The sequence below is a fragment of the Mesorhizobium sp. M0045 genome, assembly GCF_040323385.1.
In the GTDB taxonomy this organism is placed as follows: Bacteria; Pseudomonadota; Alphaproteobacteria; order Rhizobiales; family Rhizobiaceae; genus Mesorhizobium.
In genome coordinates this window covers 1-17,561 of the sequence record NZ_JAMYUY010000013.1, presented here as the reverse complement: position 1 = coordinate 17,561, position 17,561 = coordinate 1, and the positions used below count along the sequence as shown (strand labels likewise).

16 protein-coding genes and 3 pseudogenes are annotated in these 17,561 nt (G+C 58.2%); 14 read left to right on the top strand and 5 right to left on the bottom strand.

All coding sequences use genetic code 11. From position 1 onward, the window contains the following. Nucleotides 1–8: 8 nt before the first annotated feature. Entirely contained in the window at nt 9–1,325 is a 1,317-nt protein-coding gene (locus NKJ72_RS20115; protein ID WP_352479064.1) for a hypothetical protein, read from the bottom strand. A 3-nt stretch (nt 1,326–1,328) separates the two neighbouring features. Beyond that, nucleotides 1,329–3,845 carry an ATP-binding protein gene (locus tag NKJ72_RS20110; RefSeq protein ID WP_352479063.1) on the bottom strand — a complete coding sequence of 839 codons (2,517 nt, stop codon included), beginning with the start codon at nt 3,843–3,845 and terminating at the stop codon, nt 1,329–1,331. Between the two features lie 523 nt (nt 3,846–4,368). Here NKJ72_RS20110 and NKJ72_RS20105 point away from each other — a divergent pair. From NKJ72_RS20105 to NKJ72_RS20070, 8 genes are all read left to right on the top strand, one after another. Then, complete coding sequence (locus tag NKJ72_RS20105; RefSeq protein ID WP_352479062.1) at nt 4,369–5,472, top strand: helix-turn-helix transcriptional regulator; 1,104 nt, start codon at nt 4,369–4,371, stop codon at nt 5,470–5,472. 132 nt (nt 5,473–5,604) lie between these two features. Continuing rightward, on the top strand, nt 5,605–6,642 hold the full coding sequence (locus NKJ72_RS20100; protein ID WP_352479061.1) for an eCIS core domain-containing protein: 1,038 nt from the start codon (nt 5,605–5,607) through the stop codon (nt 6,640–6,642). Nucleotides 6,643–6,683: 41 nt separating this feature from the next. After that, nucleotides 6,684–7,958 carry a hypothetical protein gene (locus NKJ72_RS20095; protein ID WP_352479060.1) on the top strand — a complete coding sequence of 425 codons (1,275 nt, stop codon included), beginning with the start codon at nt 6,684–6,686 and terminating at the stop codon, nt 7,956–7,958. 221 nt (nt 7,959–8,179) lie between these two features. Further along, nucleotides 8,180–8,353 (top strand): hypothetical protein, encoded by a 174-nt coding sequence (locus NKJ72_RS20090; protein WP_352479059.1) that lies wholly within the window; start codon nt 8,180–8,182, stop codon nt 8,351–8,353. A gap of 162 nt (nt 8,354–8,515) precedes the next feature. Beyond that, entirely contained in the window at nt 8,516–9,535 is a 1,020-nt protein-coding gene (locus tag NKJ72_RS20085; RefSeq protein ID WP_352479058.1) for an IS4 family transposase, read from the top strand. Between the two features lie 224 nt (nt 9,536–9,759). Then, nucleotides 9,760–10,080 carry a hypothetical protein gene (locus NKJ72_RS20080; RefSeq protein ID WP_352479057.1) on the top strand — a complete coding sequence of 107 codons (321 nt, stop codon included), beginning with the start codon at nt 9,760–9,762 and terminating at the stop codon, nt 10,078–10,080. Nucleotides 10,081–10,084: 4 nt separating this feature from the next. After that, the gene (locus NKJ72_RS20075) at nt 10,085–10,300 is read left to right on the top strand and encodes a hypothetical protein (protein WP_352479056.1); all 216 of its coding nucleotides are present in this window, start codon (nt 10,085–10,087) and stop codon (nt 10,298–10,300) included. A 304-nt stretch (nt 10,301–10,604) separates the two neighbouring features. Further along, a complete protein-coding gene (locus NKJ72_RS20070; protein ID WP_352479055.1) occupies nt 10,605–11,255 on the top strand; it encodes a hypothetical protein in 651 nt (216 codons plus the stop codon). Nucleotides 11,256–11,698: 443 nt separating this feature from the next. Here NKJ72_RS20070 and NKJ72_RS20065 read toward each other — a convergent pair whose 3' ends face one another. Then, a complete protein-coding gene (locus NKJ72_RS20065) occupies nt 11,699–12,034 on the bottom strand; it encodes a sunset domain-containing protein (protein WP_352479054.1) in 336 nt (111 codons plus the stop codon). 17 nt (nt 12,035–12,051) lie between these two features. Here NKJ72_RS20065 and NKJ72_RS20060 point away from each other — a divergent pair. From NKJ72_RS20060 to NKJ72_RS20045, 4 genes and pseudogenes are all read left to right on the top strand, one after another. Beyond that, a pseudogene (locus NKJ72_RS20060) lies at nt 12,052–12,150 on the top strand (hypothetical protein); the annotation flags it as partial. 3 nt (nt 12,151–12,153) lie between these two features. Next, nucleotides 12,154–12,450, top strand: coding sequence for a hypothetical protein (locus NKJ72_RS20055; protein ID WP_352479204.1), 297 nt, complete (start codon nt 12,154–12,156; stop codon nt 12,448–12,450). A gap of 121 nt (nt 12,451–12,571) precedes the next feature. After that, nucleotides 12,572–13,312, top strand: a complete 741-nt coding sequence (locus NKJ72_RS20050; protein WP_352479053.1) for a hypothetical protein — start codon at nt 12,572–12,574, stop codon at nt 13,310–13,312. Further along, on the top strand, nt 13,312–14,196 hold the full coding sequence (locus tag NKJ72_RS20045) for a hypothetical protein (protein WP_352479052.1): 885 nt from the start codon (nt 13,312–13,314) through the stop codon (nt 14,194–14,196). Before NKJ72_RS20050 ends, NKJ72_RS20045 begins: the two co-directional genes overlap by 1 nt. A 66-nt stretch (nt 14,197–14,262) precedes the next feature. Here the strand turns inward: NKJ72_RS20045 and NKJ72_RS20040 are convergent. After that, nucleotides 14,263–15,151: pseudogene (locus NKJ72_RS20040) on the bottom strand (IS481 family transposase). 107 nt (nt 15,152–15,258) lie between these two features. Between NKJ72_RS20040 and NKJ72_RS20035 the strand changes: the two are divergent. Beyond that, nucleotides 15,259–15,744: pseudogene (locus tag NKJ72_RS20035) on the top strand (IS110 family transposase); the annotation flags it as partial. 107 nt (nt 15,745–15,851) lie between these two features. Further along, on the top strand, nt 15,852–16,961 hold the full coding sequence (locus tag NKJ72_RS20030) for an IS110 family RNA-guided transposase (protein ID WP_502901876.1): 1,110 nt from the start codon (nt 15,852–15,854) through the stop codon (nt 16,959–16,961). 292 nt (nt 16,962–17,253) lie between these two features. Here NKJ72_RS20030 and NKJ72_RS20025 read toward each other — a convergent pair. Next, nucleotides 17,254–17,561: transposase domain-containing protein (locus NKJ72_RS20025; protein ID WP_352479050.1), on the bottom strand; the 308-nt coding region annotated here is incomplete at its 5' end.

The following is a 17,561-nucleotide window of genomic DNA, read 5'->3' as shown; positions in this document are numbered from 1 at the left end:
CGCCCGAGTCACCCTCCGTGCGATCCGAAACTGATTATAGCAGGCCGGGTGGCATGGCGTGCTCCGTATGTTGTTATCTGCATGAGGAGGGGCTCACGCAGCCTGCAGAGTGCAGGCCAGGCGGCAAATTCGGTCGGCACCAATGAAATCTGGAGGTGCGTGTTGAAAATCATCCTGACCGGACCATCAAAACCATCAATGATAAGAGGCGGCGTTACGATTTCTGCTTTCGGCAGGCCGTCTCGTCGCTTTGCTTCGGCAGGAATGATTGCTCCAAGAACGAAGGGAACGGGGCCTTTGCGGCTCTGCGCATAGTCGCAACTTGCCCCAATCCTTAGGAGGCAAAGTCGGCTGGCGCTGCGCTCAGCTTTGTCGGTGAGGCAGAACGTACCAGCCAACATGGGTTTGGCGGGCAGATCAAACCGCTTGATCATCACATCGTCAACAAGTGCAGCTTCCGGCAAGAGGGTGACGGCCCCCCACGCGCCCGGTTTGAGGGCTTCGGTAGATGCTCTGGCAATATGGAGCATTGAGTTGAGTTTTGCCGCATCCCCCGGCGACGGTTGAGGGACTTCCGCGATCTTGGTCACCGCAGCTTGCCAGATGGCACTGCTCTTTGGGTCGGTGCGCTGGTTGGCTATGCGATCTGTCAGGATCGGCATAAGGGCAGCGTTAATTGCGCTGTAAGGATCGGCCTTGGCATTTGCGTCTCCCACTGACTCGAACGCCAGCAGGCTGAGAATTTCGTCAAGTCTCTCAGAGAATCGTGCAGCAGTCCGGTCTTCTTTCGCTACGAGCGTTCCAATCTCAGAAAGGGTCGACCCGGCCGCGCGCAGAACTTCTCGCTCCCAATCAAGAAGCGCTCTTAACCGGGGATCTGTCTCTATAATCTGACCCACGTCGTTGGTCAGCTTTTCCCCGGCGTCGCCGGCGAGATAATTGTTCTTGTCCAGACTGAGGATGGCGAGAGGTCGCTTCAGGGGCTCGAGGTTTTCCATCACGTAAGCTTCAAAATCAGCCTTCTGCTCCTGATGCTTGGTCCAGAGAATGATGACATATGGCCCTGCGGTGGCGACAATCCCCTCTTCAAGCATCGACACGATCAGCCCTGCTGTCTGTGCGATACTCCCGGATTGCGCTCCGGTCGTCAGATGAAGGTCAAGGAAGAGAAGTCTCACCCCACCCAGATGCTTCGTTTCGATCCCTTCTGCCTGATCGTATCTCAGCGGCAGACATGGGGCACCGATCTTCTGCATGCAGTCGGAGAGTTGCTTCAGTTCGTCAGGATTGTCATCAACGATGACGTATCGTGCTGGCGTGAACACAGTCTATCTATCCCCCTTGAATACCAACGCCACCACGGCGCCATTGAAATCTTCCGGAACGTCGAAATCGTCCATCGCGGGGAACAGAAGCTCCCCATCGTTTAGGCTCATTGCGAGATTGGCGTAGTAAAGGCCCAGTCCCATGCCGTCGGGACGACGCGAAAAAAATGGCTCGACAAGCTGCTCGGGAGGATCCCTAAAACCGGGGCCGTTATCAGCAATCACCAGCGCAGGGCGCCCCTTGTAGTTAGGAACAACGTTCATAAAAATCCGCCGGGCGCCAGATGTCGTGCTATCGGGCGTGCTCACCTTCAGCCAATGGATGGCGTTATCGATGATGTTGGTGACAGCGCCGAGCGCCAGTCCGAACGCGAACACGGAACTTGCGTCTTCTGTCCCTTCCTCAAGAGCTGGACAAACAAGTTGCACCTTATGAATGCGGAAGCGGACCAGTGTGATGTCCCGAGCTCTCCGCGCGAGCTGTCTAAGGGAATACGATTTCTTGTCACCCTTTCGCAGCAACTGGGTCGAAGTTTCCAGAACTCCCTGAAGTTGACCAACCTGTGTTCTCAGATCAGCTATATTCGCGCCATCGGCTAATGCGGTTGCGAGAGCACCTATTCCGCGCTCAACTTCATGAAAAACGACGGCAAGACCGACCTGTGAAATGCCGGCACGCAGGAAATCCTCTCTGAGCTGGTAAAACTCCTGTTCAACCCGCTTGAGTGAGGGATCGATGTCAGGCAGAAATCCCTTTGAGCGAGCAACCTTGCGCACATCGCCAATTGGACCTGCGACATCCCGATCTGCACTGGGAGCCTTTCCGGTCACAGCGCGGATCCGCTGCTTGTCGAGGCGCCGTTCGGTCTCAAAAACGCTAATTGCTCCGAGAACAAGTTGGCGCAGCCTGCGGTAGGCCCCGTTTTCGACAAAACCCTCTCTGTTGGTCTTCTCCTTGAGCTGGGTGCTCGCCTCCAGGTCAAGGTCAACGAAGCCCAACACTATGTTTCGACTGAGATTTCTCGAAGGGCTGTTGACGCGTCGGAGGTCGAGGCCGAGCCAATCGTCTCCGGGCTCCCCGTAATTGTAAATGCGGATATCATCGCGGTAGACTCGTACGCCGCCATTTTGATCAAGGAAGCGCTCGATCAGGCGCGACTGTGCGTACTTCGACATGATCTCGCGATCTCGATCAAACACGTACAGCGTGCCTTTAAGCCGCCCTATGCCGTTGATGGTCGAACTATCGGCGACGATGCCGATGGAACGCTTGGGCCTTGGCCCCGATGCAGCGTCCAGATCATCCGGCTCACGTTCCGCGTTAATCTGCAACGGTTCATTCTGCTGGACTGTGCGAGGCTCTACCCGAACTCCGGGGGCGCCCCGGAACTCGTAGGTATAGCGGAATGTTGTGCCGTCAAAATCAAACTCGAAGCGCCATGGTGCTCGCTCGACCAGCTCCGAGGCGTCCGGAAGTTCTGAAATCCAGCTCTCGAACCCGGGAACCTTGAAATTTATTACGAAATTGTCGTCTTTTGCAGAGAATGGCGAAGATATGGAGGTAACTTGCCGGTAAAGGTCTCTGACCTCTCCTCGCGACCAATCCTTCTGGCTGAGGTTATCTATTCGGATTCTGGTACCCGTTTTCTCACCGGTGAAGATTTTGGCTTCGCGCTCGGTTACAGTGACAGGCGCATCCTCTAGGAACCGTGCCGACATCAATTCGGACCAATCTATAGACACGAAGCATTCGCGGTTTCCGGCCGCCCGGGTTGTCATCCGGACCTTTCCGCCGAGCTTGTGCACTGCGAAACGTCCAACTCCCTTTTCGCCGAGCGGCAAGCGTCGATACCTCGGAGACCTACGATCCTGATCGCGATCCCTTTCACGGTGATCGTCCCCCGGGACCAGCCAAACGTCCCGGATAGTATCGAGTGACATTCCCTGTCCATTGTCCTGCACCCGTATCCAAGGGGCTTCAGTGGACAGATCACCGAGAGTGATTGTTACCTCACTGGCGTCCGCATCATATGCATTCTTCACAAGTTCGAAGACCGCCAGCTTTGAAGATCCAATCAGCTGATCGCCAAGCAGTTGCAACAATCGCGCGCGCGGCTTGAATGCCTGCGTGACACGTCTCTGTATGGACGATTTAGCCATTTCCGGCGTGCATTCGTTGGCCTTCACGACGTACACACGATTTCCGATATTGCCGATTACGAGCTGATCTCCTTCTTCAGCCCATGTGATTAACCCGCGCCCTATTCGCGTTTCCGGCTCACGACCGGAACCTGCGCGTAAAGAGCTGTAATATGAGGTCGGCAAAGGGGCACGTACCTCTCCAAGCACCTCTATGTCGATGAGATCAGCGGATGGTCCTGAGCTTGGCAGATAGCCGGCTGCAGCCAATGCCGCGCGCTGCTCCTCATTTGGCAAATAGGCCTGTTTTTCCTTATCGGTTCGCGATACGGCTTTCAGGCCGAAATTTTCAAAAACCGACGTCCACCCAGCTGAAGCCACGCTCGAATCCTTGACCCTCTTGGGATTGTGAGGCTGATGGCGCGCCGCTGCCACCCCTGTCCTCTACTCGCGAAAGATTGTTCAGGTTTCTTGCAGGATCATCCAGCGCTTGCAAGAATGAATTGAGCGATGAACCGAGAAAAAGTTCCGGGTTTATTTCCGTTTGTCACCAAAGATTTGGCTGGCCCTGTCACTGCTCGTCCGATTCCGCGGCAATGGTGCCAAAAGCACGGCGGTGACCTTAGGGGGGCGGCCTAAGCTTGCGGTCCCCAAGTGCTCCAAGTTATGCGGTCCTGCTCCGCGAGGGGTTCCGACCAACTCTCGGCATTTATGCCCCAAAGTTCGCTGACTTGAAAACAGGCGATCTGGGAAGTCGAATGCGCGGCAAGCGGACCACGATCCAAGGCCTCTCCAGGTCCTTGGTTGCTTGTAGGCCCCGGCCCCCATTTGCATGAGTCGAAATCTGCCCTGAGTTGTGTTCTAATGCATCGATCCATCGTTCGACCCTAGGAAGAGTGGGGATATGGGCGCTGCGTTCGATTTGGACTCGATCAGCTCGGCGTTTGCCCAAGCTGCACTTGACCCGGGACTCTGGGGATCGGCAATGGAGGCCGTCTCGGAGGCTACTCGGAGCTACGGTGCGATCCTTTTTGACGCGAACAATCATTTGCCCGGCATCCCGCGCGGCCGCACGTTAGAACCCTCGTTTGATGAGTACGTGAGAGGCGGTTGGATCCACAGGGACATCCGCTACCGAATAGCTCCCGTCCTTCACCAACGGGGTGCCGGTGTCGATCTCGACATCGTCTCGGAAGCCGAAATGGCACGCCATCCATATTATCAGGAATTCCTCGCCCCATTTGGTTTGCGGTGGTTTGCCGGGGTGAAGGTGGCTGCAGGAGATGACCTCTGGTGCCTCTCGATCCAAAGAACGAGCCGACAGGGACCATTCGATCGCCGGGAAGTCATTGAACTGGCGGATTTGTCGCAGCGATTGGGAACAGCGGCCGCCTTTGCCAGTGCGATCGGCTATGCCCGGTTCGAGGCGGCGTGCGACGCCTTCATGGCGACCGGGACGCCGGCTGCGATGTTGGGGCGCGACGGTGCCGTTGTCGGGATCAACGGACCGGCCGAGGCCCTGCTAGACCAGGATCTCAGGATTGTATCCGGGCGGCTTGTTTCCGGGAGCAGGAATGCCACCGATACATTCGACAGGAGCCTGAACGAGTTGCTCCGAACTCCCGGCTCGGCCGCAATGGTGCCGCCCGTCCAGCTGCCGAGACCGCACTCCGGAGGGCGTCCGCTGCTGGCTTACCTGCTGCGGCTACCGAAGGTCACGCACAATTCTCTTTCGCCCTGCCAGGCCGCCGCGGTCTTCGTCGACCCCGACATTCGGTCGCGGCCCACGGAGACGGTTTTGATGTCCTGTTTCGGGCTCACCCTGGCCGAGGCCAAACTGGCGGGAATGCTGGCTGGGGGAGATTGCCTGCTCGCCGTAGCTGAGCACCTCTGCATCACCTATGAGACAGCCAGAAACCAGCTGAAAGCTGTCTTTGCGAAGACCGAAACCCATCGTCAGTCTGATCTGATGGCTCTGCTCTCCAGGTTTCGGCTAGGAGCACAATAGGCATCACCCAATTGGGTCATGCAGGCGGCAACTGTTCCCTTGTATGATGTTCTCGATCGGGCGTACGCCAATTTTGGCACGGAGGACGCCACGTCGATGAGAATTCCGCCGATGTCGCGAAGGAGCCAGCTCATGCCTTTGGGCTATTCAGCGATAGGAAAGGCAGTCCTTTTCACGGCAATGGCCTGCTTTGTTTCAACAGCGACGGCTGGCGGCTTGATTGGCGATTTGATCAACACGGTCGCCCCGGGCGTCGGAACCAGGCTCGATGACGCGCATCGTGAAATAAAGGAGGCAATCCCTCCATACAAAGCCATAGAGGAGGGAGCGTCGCAACTCGTGAATGAAACCCTTGTCCAGTCCGGTGCGCCCATCCTGCAGGAATTGATTGCCCGCTCAAGAGACGATGCTTTGAACAATGGGGTGGAGCCCGTACCTCCCGAAATCCGGAACAATTTGGTCGGATTTATCCCGGACCACATCCTCGATGCGGCAAGATTTAGAGTTCAGGGCGGCGGCGATCTTACGCTCCAGGTGAACTCAATTCGGTATGGCGAGGCGCAGGCGATTACGCTGGATTACGTGATCGTCTTCAAGGACCAAAATGACGCCCTCTACAATCCAACTCTTTGGGTTCATGAACTGACACACGTTGGGCAGTATCAGCAATGGGGCTTGCATGACTTCGCCCTCCGCTATCTCAGGAGCCACGAAAGCGTCGAGCGTGAAGCTTACGAAGCCGAGACAAGATATTTGGCATGGGCAGCCATTCGCAACTCCAACGAGTTTTCGTCGACAGGACAAACGACCGAGTTCATGGTCAACCGCCCGGTCGCCAATTTTTCGGCGAGCGGAAGCTCCAGTGTCTGCCATACCTGGATAGGTCCTTGCCAAGTCAATGGTTCCGCTCCGGTTGGAACTCCCTGTTGGTGCGACACAACTCAAGGGCCGATTACGGGCGCACTCGTGCCGCTTGCCATAGTGCCGACCAGGGCGGCTGCCGGAGCAGGGTTCCCGCCAGGCTTTGGAATGCAGGTTTGCGGGTGCTGGGGGCCAACACCCGCTTCAACTGCACCGGAACCCCGTTGCGCAAATCAAATGGTCCGGATCAATATTTGTCCTGCGATGTGTGCACCGGGACATCCTGCATATGCTTATGTTTGCATGTAAAAAGGCAGCAGGTGTGAAGCTTGTTCTTTGGAGGAAGTGAGATGAGGGCGAAAATACTATTTGCTTCAGGCTTGTTGGTTTTTGCTTCTGCCTACGACATCCGGGCCGACACACCGCTTGATATTCTCGGCGTGGAGAAAAGCTTGAAAGATGCCAAGAACAATGCTGTCGCAGCCGGCGACGAGATCGCGCAGCGCTTTGCGGAGCAGGCCCTAAAGGTCATCTCAGCATGGAAAGAAGCCAACGGCAGCCTCATCAAGGACGGCAAGGCGGCAGTAGACGATACTCTTGCACAGGTGTTTCAGGAGTTCGAGAACACGGCTACCCGGATCGAGAAGGGCGAAGCGGTCACATTCGTGGATCTCCAGTCAGCTACAGCGAGCCTCGCCAGAGCACTTGAGAAAATACCCTTCTCATCACGAGAACCTCAATTCACCTTCTACAGACCCTCTGTCGCCCTTCCGGTCGGCACTGACACTCTTGTCGTACAAGTAATCGGTTCCGGGATTGCTAAGGCAAACCCGAAGGTGATCGGTCCCAACGGATCGGTCGAGTTTCAAAAGCCATCTGACAACAGCATCACCTTTTTGGTGGCAAGAGCGGAAGTGGCGAAGCAGGCCGATACGAAAGCGCTCAAGTACAAGGTAACTTACGATATCGACCGATCCCGATGGAACAATCCGGTTTCGTGGTTTCGATCGGAAAGCGCGGAAAGAGACGTCGTGATAGCCGTGCTTCCTACCATTCCGGGCACGGTCAACATCGATCCCATAGTTAAGGAGGTGACTTGGGAGACAGACACTTACGGTCCTGAGTACTTCAAGGAAAGGGGAAAAGACAAACCGTTCCCGAAGCGGGTGAACATAAAAAAGGAACTTCAGGAAGCCGGGTGGATTCTGGACAAGGATGCTCAAAAGACAGCTAAATGGGATGACAACGGCGGTGACGGCAATGGCGGAAGCAGCTGCACCGGCCCCGACCGTGAAACCTTCGACGACAAAGGATTTGTCTTTTACATCCAGCACGGAAGCCGGGGAAACTCAGACGCCTACCAAGGATGCCGTACGTGGGTCGCAATCAAGAGGCCCGTCGTGAGCAAGTCAAACGCTCCTCGGATCAGCAAGGATCTGGATTGGCTGAAAGACACGGATCTGGACCTGCCCCCGGCTACGGATAGTTACAAAATGCTTATGACGACATACGATAAACGTGAGGTGTCCATCGCAAACAAGAACCAGGTTCCTTACGGGCTGTTCGATGTGATGATCGAAGGCAACGCAATCAAATTTCGCCCGAGACCTATGCGGGACTTCTGAACGGTTCCCAAATCTACCGTAACCCGGTGCGTGCCTACATGGCGGAATGCTCTATTCTGGTGAGGAGTCCAGGTTCACTAGGCGCAGAATGGCGCGGCGAATTTCCACCAAAACTGGCTAGGGGATCACACATCGTGTGAGGCGAATGACTCGCTTTTGATTGGCTGTGTGGCGTTGGGATGTGATTCTGTTGGCGATACTCAGATTGAGGAGGTATCGCGATGTCGGCCAATGAGATCGAGTTGGGAGCGTTCGGCGACGAGCGCCTGCAAAAAAGGGGGCCCAGTTGCTGGGCCACATGGTGGATCGACAGAGCGTTTGCGTTCGGCGACTGGCGGGAGGTTCTCGCGGCCGGATCGTTGGCTTTGGCCGGTTCCTGGCGAACGGGCGCGTGACGACGCAAAACCTGATCGAAGGATGGGGGTCGACGAGCTCGCAGGCCTGCGCGGGCCACCACGTGCTGGCGATCCAGGACACCAGCGAGATCAACTTTACGACCACGGCGCAGCATCGGCGAGGTTTGGGGGAGACTGGCAAGGGCCGGCAACGGCCGGGGCGTGCTGCTGCATGCGATGTTGGCGCTGGATGCGGGAACGGGCGAGGTGCTCGGGCTGGTATCGGGCCAGATCTGGACGCGCGAAGGCCGGGTGGAAACGCCACATAGCCAACGCTTGTCGAGCGACAAGGAATCGCACCGCTGGCTGACCACGGCCGAAGCCGCCAAGGGCGTGCTGGTGAGGGCTGCGATGGTGACGGAGGTAAGCGATCGCGAGAGCGACATCTACGTCAAGTGGGACCGCGTGCCGGCTGCGAACTTCCATATCCTGACCCGCGCCATGAGCGACCGCTTGATCGAGGGCGGCAAGCTCTCGACGGCAAAGCTGCAGCCGGCCGGTGAAGCCGATGTGGAGCTGCGCGCTCGTCCTGGCCGGCCGGCGCGCACGGCCCATCTGGTGGCCCGCTTCGGCCAAGTCGCCCTCAAGCGCCCACAAAACTGCATCGAAAAAGGGCTGGCCAAGACAGTGACGGTGAGCTTGGTGGAAGTGCTTGAGGTGGGTGCACCTGCGGATGCCGAGCCAATCGTGTGGCGCCTGCTGACCACCTATAGCGTTCAGGACGCAGCCATGGCTTGGCAGGTGGTTGCCTGGGACCGGATGCGCTGGACCATCGAGCAGTTCTTCCGCACCTTGAAGCAGCAAGGCCTGCAACTGGAGGACAGGCAGTTGGAAACCGCCGAGCGGTTGATGAAGCTGACCGCCATCGCCGCGCGCGCCGCCTGCATCATCGTGCAGCTTGTCCAAGCCCGCGACGGAGCATCCGCTCAATCCGCCGAGATCGTCTTTACGCCCGCCGAGATCGACACCTTGCAGGCCCTGGTGCCCAAGTTGGAAGGCAAGACCGCTCTCCAGAAAAACCCTCACCCGCCCAAGTCCTTGGCCTGGGCCGCCTGGATCGTCGCCAAACTCGGAGGATGGGACGGCTATCCCAAATCCAAACCACCAGGCCCAATCACTTTCCGCCACGGCCTTCAGTACTTCCAATCCATCGCGCATGGCTGGAGCCTGCGAGATGTGTGAATCGCCTAGCCAAAACCGGGGAGAGGCCGAACCAGTAGAGCTCCCGCGGCTGGGGCTGACTAAACCCGCCCGCATTTGACCCAATTGGGTCATGCGGCGATGGCAATCCTACTTATGATGCCTACCGACGCGCTTCACCCTTGAGGGTGAAGCGCGCAATGCTTCGGTTCCTTACAATGAGGCCAATCTCTCGCTCTCCCGAATAATCGGTTGTGGGGAAGGCAATGAAATCTCGCAAACTGTGGTGCATCGCGGTGCTGGTGCCGTCTTTCTTGGCGAGCGAAGCCCAAGGGACTGACTACTTGTTCCACGTATCGTGCCAAAACACCAACCTCGTGGTGGAATGGAAAACAGGAGACATCAACCCAGGACGCGAGTTGCTCAGGGTGTCGACCAGCACCAAATACCCCAACTGCACGGTTTCGGATTACAACCAAGCCCGTGACAGAAATTTGCCTCGCGAGACATACGAGCATGTTGCTGGCGTGATAGCCGGGATAACCCTGATCGGAACGATAATTTGCCACTTCTTCGGCTGCGGTTAGGGGTTTGGATGCGAAACAAACCGTTGCGCCCCTGCCGATTGCGCTCGGCGATCCCCAATCGGACCTTGTACTCGTTGTTGACTCCATTCACGAGTTGACCCGCGCATTGCGCGTGCTCACGCATCCCGACGGCCGTCACCTACAGCGCGTCAAAGCCTTCTTCGAACTCGTGGGTCTCGGACGTCGAAGCGATGAAACCGATCTTGAACGTCCGCTCTGAATATTTACGGCCCGAACCCGTCAGTCCGTTTGCGGCCGAAACAGACCTTTGCCGAGCGGCGATCAGCTTGGCGCGATAACCTTCCCCTCCGTCGCTTTTCGGCAGCAGACATCGGCCCGCGCGAGGTGGGGCGTTCGCTTGGGGGCGACTCCGGCGACGGTGAGTTTGTTCCGTTCCGCCAAAGGGGGGTTGCTGGTGTGGATCCTGTTTTGGGGTATTCTCTTCGTTGAGGGATGGGCCTAGTCGACTTTCGATTGCGGTCGCTTTAGCTCGGCCGCTCCGCTCGGAGGAGCCTCTGATTGCGATGGCGCGCTTTGCCCACCTTGCCCTTCTCGCCGTTGGATTGTTGCCTGGAATTGCGCTGGCTGGGAAGCCTTTCGTCCCGAGCTGGATCAAAAACGATCCGGCAGCGAAGAGGGTGGCTATAGAGATTGTCGCCGATTGGAACCAAGTCGAGCGGTATCGCAGGGACAACATCCGGACCGACATTATCGACTTCAACGGCTACTGGGGCGGCAATCTCACGATCATCGTGCTAGGAGAACGGTCGGTCCAGATCGAGTTCATCAATGGCTCCTCGAATTTCAGGCATGGTCTGATGGTGACCAGGGTTTATGCTCGGTCAGAGATGCCAGTGAAGTTAAAGGCTGAGGATGCAATTTGGGGGGCGTACACCGCGCCGCTAGAGGGGATTAAGATTAATGAGAGGAGACAACTCAACTTTGTTGCTCAGCAGGCGGCGAATTATTTCCTGGCCTGTCCGAGACAAACGCACCTGATGGACGGAGACTGGATCGGTTTCGAGGTGAGAGGCAATCTTGAGCGGGCCATGGCAATCGTCCATGAAGACAAGTCCGCAGGAGCGGCCCCCAGGACGTCCATAGGGTTACGCGAGCAAACCAGCGCTATGGTTTCGTCGTGGAGATCATTGCAAATCCATCGCGCCTTACCTTGAAACTCGAAAGTCTGGCCCCGCCCGACCGGTTTAGAACTGCCCCTGGTTGCCAAGCATCCAAACAAGCCTTTGGCGCAGCCGGAGCATCGGCGAGGGCTAATTTGGGCCGTAGTGTCGAAGCGTCGGCTTGTGGAGCCGCGTTCCAAAGCTTGATCCACAAGTCGCCTTTTGGCGCAGATTGACCTACTTAGGCCGCTCCCGTGCGCGACCACTTTCCGGCCGATCGAGACGTAGAGTGCTCCCACAGAGCTGACTTCCGTCTATCGGAAGGAGTCGGGCGGATTCCCCCATAGCCGACAATCTGCTTCCGTGACCCAAATCGGGCATGGATGGCGCGAACGGCTTCCCACATAGACGTTGACAGAACCAGCAACGCTGAAAAGCGGACATCGACCTGCAGTGGCTCAGATTATACCATAGTCTCCAAGCACATTGGAGCTATATCACCTTTTCGACCGACGCCAACCAGCCGCGCGCGCCTCGGCCTCTAAACAGAACATTCGCTCGCCCTTGGCTGGGCTGATCACTGTCTCGTCATAGAAACGCTGGCCGGGGAGGTGGTAGATGCGAACGCCCATGTTGCTGATGTTGCCCTTGATGTCACATGAGCCGGAGAGCAGTCGAACTGGACTCGTGATTTCAGGCCCAGGCGCCGCCTGCTTCGCGGCACGCCATTCCCACGCCGGTTGAAACTCGCCTTGCCAGATGCCTCGCTTCGCCAACCGAGCTTTGTCCTGATAGCTCGCGTAGGCGCCGCCCGAATGGAGCGGCCAATCCATCGCGTGGCCGGAGGGGGATGAAGTCGGTGGATACGATTGCCCGTGTTCGGCGCGCTTTTTATGTTCAAGGCTGGTCTGTCAAACGGATTTGCCGGGACCTTCATCTGTCGCGCAACACGGTGAGCAAGATCCTCAGGTCTGACGAGACGTCCTTCTCCTATGAGCGCGAGCGGCAGCCGATGCCGAAGATCGGACCCTGGCAGGACCAGTTCGATGCGCTCCTGAGCAGCAACCGCGGGAAGTTTGGCCGTGACCGCCTGACGCTGGTGCGGATATACGAAGAGCTTCACCGGCTTGGCTACGAAGGCGGCTATGATGCGGTCCGGCGCTACGCCAAGAGCTGGGCGAAGGCGCAAGGGTCGGCGTCGGAGGACGCCTATGGGCCGCTGTTCTTCCCGCCCGGCGGTTTCAACTGAGTGGCGTTGTGAAGTGATGCACGCATCAGGGAACCACAAGAATTAGTTGCAAATGTATTAAATATTACTAATATTTCGCTCAACCGCAGGCGTTTTAGGTGGGGCAATGAAAAGGTTATGGTTGCCGATTCTGATCTTGGCTGGCCTCGTCGCGATCGGTGTCTGGTCGTTCATAAGACAGGACACTGATGCAGCGCTCCAGTCGCAGCGACAAACCGAACAAAAGGCGGAACTGCAGGCACTGACAGACTTTAAGGCGTGGCTGGCCGCACAAAAGAGCACGCCCGATCCGCTTGCGACGAGGGCCTTCCTGTCGCAGCCGATTATCGACAGCGTCCTATCGGCCTTTGATGGGATCGAGTTGAAGCTGCTTGAAGCCCAGGATATCACCCTAAAGCTAAAGAGCGTCAGGTCTGACTTTCGTGCGGGCTTCCCAGGGTTGACGATTGTAGCGACCGCCGAAAAATCCGGGGTGACGGCAGATGTTTCAACGGTCGCCCGTCTTGAACCGGTCTTTGACAGCAATACGCTCCGGCTAAAAGTTCATGTCGACAGTTTGGTGCCAAAGATTTCTTGGCGTTTCATCGACTTCAATGTGCGCGGTTTGGTCCGGGATCTTTTGCAGGCGAAGGTTGTGGAGGCGATCAACAGGGATGATGCGCTCGGCGTGGTTTCGGTGCCACTGTCGCAAAGCCAGACATTCGCCTTGCCGTCTACGCAAATTCCATTCACCACGACAGGGGTAAAGGCCGTTATGACACTTCCCTCGTTTTCGGGAACCGTCACGGCGCACCTCTCGCGGGTAGTCGCGATGCCGGAAGGCATTTACGTCTACGCAACTCTCGATACAGGAACAAAGTGATGCGACTGATCCATAGAGGAGCATGTCTTTCTGCGCTGGCCGCAATGTCGGCATTCTCTGTCATTCCGAGCGTTGCTGACGAAGATCTGCCCGCTCAGATCGAGGTGATCCGCGCCGATGTCATCAAGCTGATGGAAGGCACCCGCGTGTCCGATGCGGACATTGCCATGTCGATCCCGCTTGCTCCGGTGTCCAAGGCACTCGCTGCGTTGAACGCAGCGCCGCCTGACCAGCGGACGATCAAAGTGAATAGTACGGGGGCCAATGGATTTTTCTGGAAGGATGACCCTACATGGTGCGGCTCGTTTGCTGAGCTAGGCGGTAATGACGGCCTTCAGGCGACGGCGGCGCTCTCCGGATTTGCAATGGAGATTCCCGACACGAGTTCTATCTTGGTCAGTGTCAATTCAGCTGTTTCCCTCCAAAGGGCCAACGTGCATTGGCACTTCAGGGGCAGGCGGGTGGCTGGTCCTTTTGGCATTGGCAATGTCTGCCCGCCAGGTGGCGGATTCGGGGGTTCAATTGGCGCTACCGGACAGACGAGCTTCTCGCTTCGCACCGTTGCAAGGCTGAGCCAGGATCCGGGAGATGGAGGCTTCCGCTACGACATTTCCATTGTTTCGCCAGCGGCCATCAATATGACGCTCAGTATCGGATTCCAGGGCATTGGGAATCTTGGAATTCCTCAAAAATTCGATGTGCCCAAGGGCATTCTGGCGAGCGGCAAGATACCGCTGCTCTTCCAGAATAGCGGCATCGTCAAGCTTCCAGACGGCACCTCCCGCAGCTATTCGGTAGCGATCACGCCGAAAACCCTTGAACTGAGTCCTGCCGCGGTATCAGGGTTGTGGACCGGAAAGGTGGAATTCAAACCTGTGTCCTGACAAAGAGCCATAGTCACTCGTCAGGTGCGGTTCCCTTGGATGGTCGAGGAGAACACGTTTGACGAGTTAGATGTTCGGTCCCGGCATTTGCTGGAGCGGATTGATTTTGAAGCGCTCCGGTTGTGACGCCCACGCCTTGCAGATGAACTCGTAGGGCGTGAGACCCTTGAGGGTCTTGAGCCTGCGGGCGAAGTTGTAGCGGCAACGAAGTCGGCGAGATGGGTGCGTAGTTGGTCATGGCTCTCGTAGTAGAAGCGCTTGACGGTGGCGTCCTTGATGGTCCGGTTCATTCTCTCGACTTGGCCGTTGGTCCCCGGATGCCTGGCTTTGGTCGTCGGTGCTCGATGTCGTTCCTGGCGCAGGCGTATTCGAAGGCGTGAGCACGGAAGATCTCGCCACTGGCGATTGCCTCCTTGATCAGCGGCACCGCCGAGCCACCGGCACCGGGGGTGGTGAACTGGATGCCGTTGTCGGTAAGCACGGGGTGGATCTTGTAGGGGACGGCCGCGATCAGCCGCAGTAGAAAGTCTCTCGATACGGCGGTGGGGGCCTTCTCGTGCAACTCGACGAAGGCGAACTTCGAGGTGCGGTCCATAGCGACGAACATGTGCAGTTTGCCCTGCTCGGTTCTGACCTCGGCAATGTCGATGTGGAAGTAGCCGATCGGGTAGCTCTTGAATTTCCTCTTCGCCGGTTTGTCGCCCTCGACATCCGGGAGCCGGCCGATGCCATGGCGTTGCAGGCAGCGATGCAATGAAGACCGTGTCAGGTGCGGGATGGTCGCCTGAAGCGCATAGAGGCAGTCGTCGAGCGGCAGCAGCGTGTAGCGGCGGAAAGCGACAATGACCGCCCCCTCCTCAATCGAGAGCACCGTCGATCTCGGTTCCTTCGGGCCAGTGGGCAGATCGGTGACCGAAGCTCGCCTCTTCCACTTCGCAACCGTCTTCTGGTTGATCGTAAGACCGTATGTCCGCCTCTGCCGGTAAGGTGGCTCGCCCTACACTGCGCGTTCGAGGGTTGCTCGGGCGGGCCGAGCCGATCCTCACCACAGGAGGACGAGCCGTGGCGGATTATAGAGAAGCATTTGTCGGGATCGATGTTGCGAAGCTGAAGAACGCTATTGCGATTGCGGAGGCAGGCCGGGAAGGAGAAGTTCGCTTCTTCGGCGAGGTCGACGCGTCGGCTACCAGCATGCGGCGGGTCATCGGCCGGATCGCCAGCCGCTTTGATCACGTGCATTTCTGCTACGAAGCTGGGCCGACGGGGTACGGCCTTTATCGCCTGATCCGGTCGCTCGGGCACGAGTGCACCGTGGTTGCGCCATCATTGATACCGAGGAAGCCTGGGGATCGGGTAAAGACGAACCGTCGCGACGCTATCTCCCTCGCCCGGCTATTGCGGGCCGGCGAGCTGACGGCGGTTTGGGTTCCCGATGAAGGGCACGAGTCCATGCGGGATCTCGTCCGAGCCCGAGCTGCGGCAGTTGAGACGCTGCGCGTCCACCGCCAGCAGGTGAGCGCATTCATGCTCAAGCACGGCCGTAGCTATCGTAAGACCGTATGTCCGCCTCTGCCGGTGAGGTGGCTCGCCCTACAGTGCGCGTCCGAGGGTTGCTCGGGCGGGCCGAGCCGATCCTCACCACAGGAGGACGAGTCGTGGCGGATTATAGAGAAGCATTTGTCGGAATCGATGTTGCGAAGCTGAAGAACGCTATTGCGATTGCGGAGGCAGGCCGGGAAGGAGAGGTTCGTTTCTTCGGTGAGGTCGACGCGTCGGCCATTAGCATGCGGCGGGTCATAGGCCGGATCGCCAGCCGCTTTGATTACGTGCATTTCTGCTATGAGGCTGGGCCGACCGGGTACGGCCTTTATCGCCTGATCCGGTCGCTCGGGCATGAGTGCACCGTGGTTGCCCCATCATTGATACCGAGGAAGCCCGGCGATCGGGTGAAGACGAACCGCCGAGACGCCATTTCCCTTGCCCGGCTATTGCGCGCCGGCGAGCTGATCGCGGTGTGGGTTCCCGATGAAGGGCACGAGTCCATACGGGATCTTGTTCGCGCGCGGGCGGCCGCGGTCGAGACGCTACGGGTCCATCGCCAGCAGGTGAGCGCATTCATGCTCAAGCACGGCCGTAGCTATCCGCGAAAGAAGAGCTGGACGATGCGCTATCTACGCTGGCTTCAGGAACAGCGGTTCGATCATCCCGCGCATCAGATCGCACTCCAGGAGATGGTCGAGGCGGTGCGCGTCTCGAAAGAGCGGGTCGAGCGGCTGGAGCGTGTGATCGAAGAGTTCGTCCCGGCCTGGTCGCTGGCACCGATCGTGTGGGCGCTTCAGACATTGCGTGGGGTAGACCTGATTGTCGCCGTGACGTTCGTCACCGAAGTCGGCGACGCCAGCCGGTTCGAAAGCCCACGCCAGCTCATGGGATATCTCGGTCTGGTTCCCGGCGAGCGCTCAACCGGGGAGACGGTCCGGCGCGGCGGCATCACAAAGGCAGGCAACGGTCGGGTTCGCCACATGTTGGTCGAGAGCGCCTGGACCTATCGACATCCGCCCAAGGTCGGGAAGGCGAAGCTATACCGATTAGAGCAGGCGCCACCGAAGGTGCGTGAGATCGCTTGGAAGGCGCAGTCCCGCCTGACAGCCCGCTATCGCATGCTGAGCGCTCGGGGCAAACGGACAACGGTCGTCTGCACCGCGATCGCCCGTGAACTGGTCGGCTTCATGTGGGCAGTCGCAAGAGAGGCGCGCGTCACCTGATCGCTCGCCGCGACGACGCACATCTCGCGCATGGGCGGAGGCGGGACCACGGCAGGGGAATGCCCGTCAGACGCTTTGTGGCCGGCAACATGGCCGACGCCCGCAGTAAGATAGGAACAGCCCCGGACGCACAATCGGGAATGCGGTAGTCAACCCGCGCATCAGAGCTTGATCACCGACGTCCTTCAGTTCCGCCTCCACCCATGCGCGACTATCAGAATGAGCAGCCGTTCCTCGGATCGGGCGACCTCCTGCGTTCCAAACCTTGACAGCGGACATCAGAGCGCTGTTCTCAGGCCACGGCCCTGAGCTCGGGAGCCGGGATGTAGGCCCAGGGCAGCAGGTCGTCGATCTGGCTGTTCGGGTGGCCATTGACGATCCTGGTGAGGACATCGGCGAGATAGCCAAGGGGCTCGACGCCGTTGAGTTTGCAGGTTTCGATCAGCGAGGCGACGACTGCCCAGTGTTCGGCGCCGCCATCGGAGCCTGCAAAGAGGACGTTCTTGCGATTGAGCGCAATCTCGGGGTCATTCTGCCCATGTTGGGCAGGAGGTCGAAGTCCATTATCGTTGGCATCCGTATTTCGGACGCCGGCTTCGC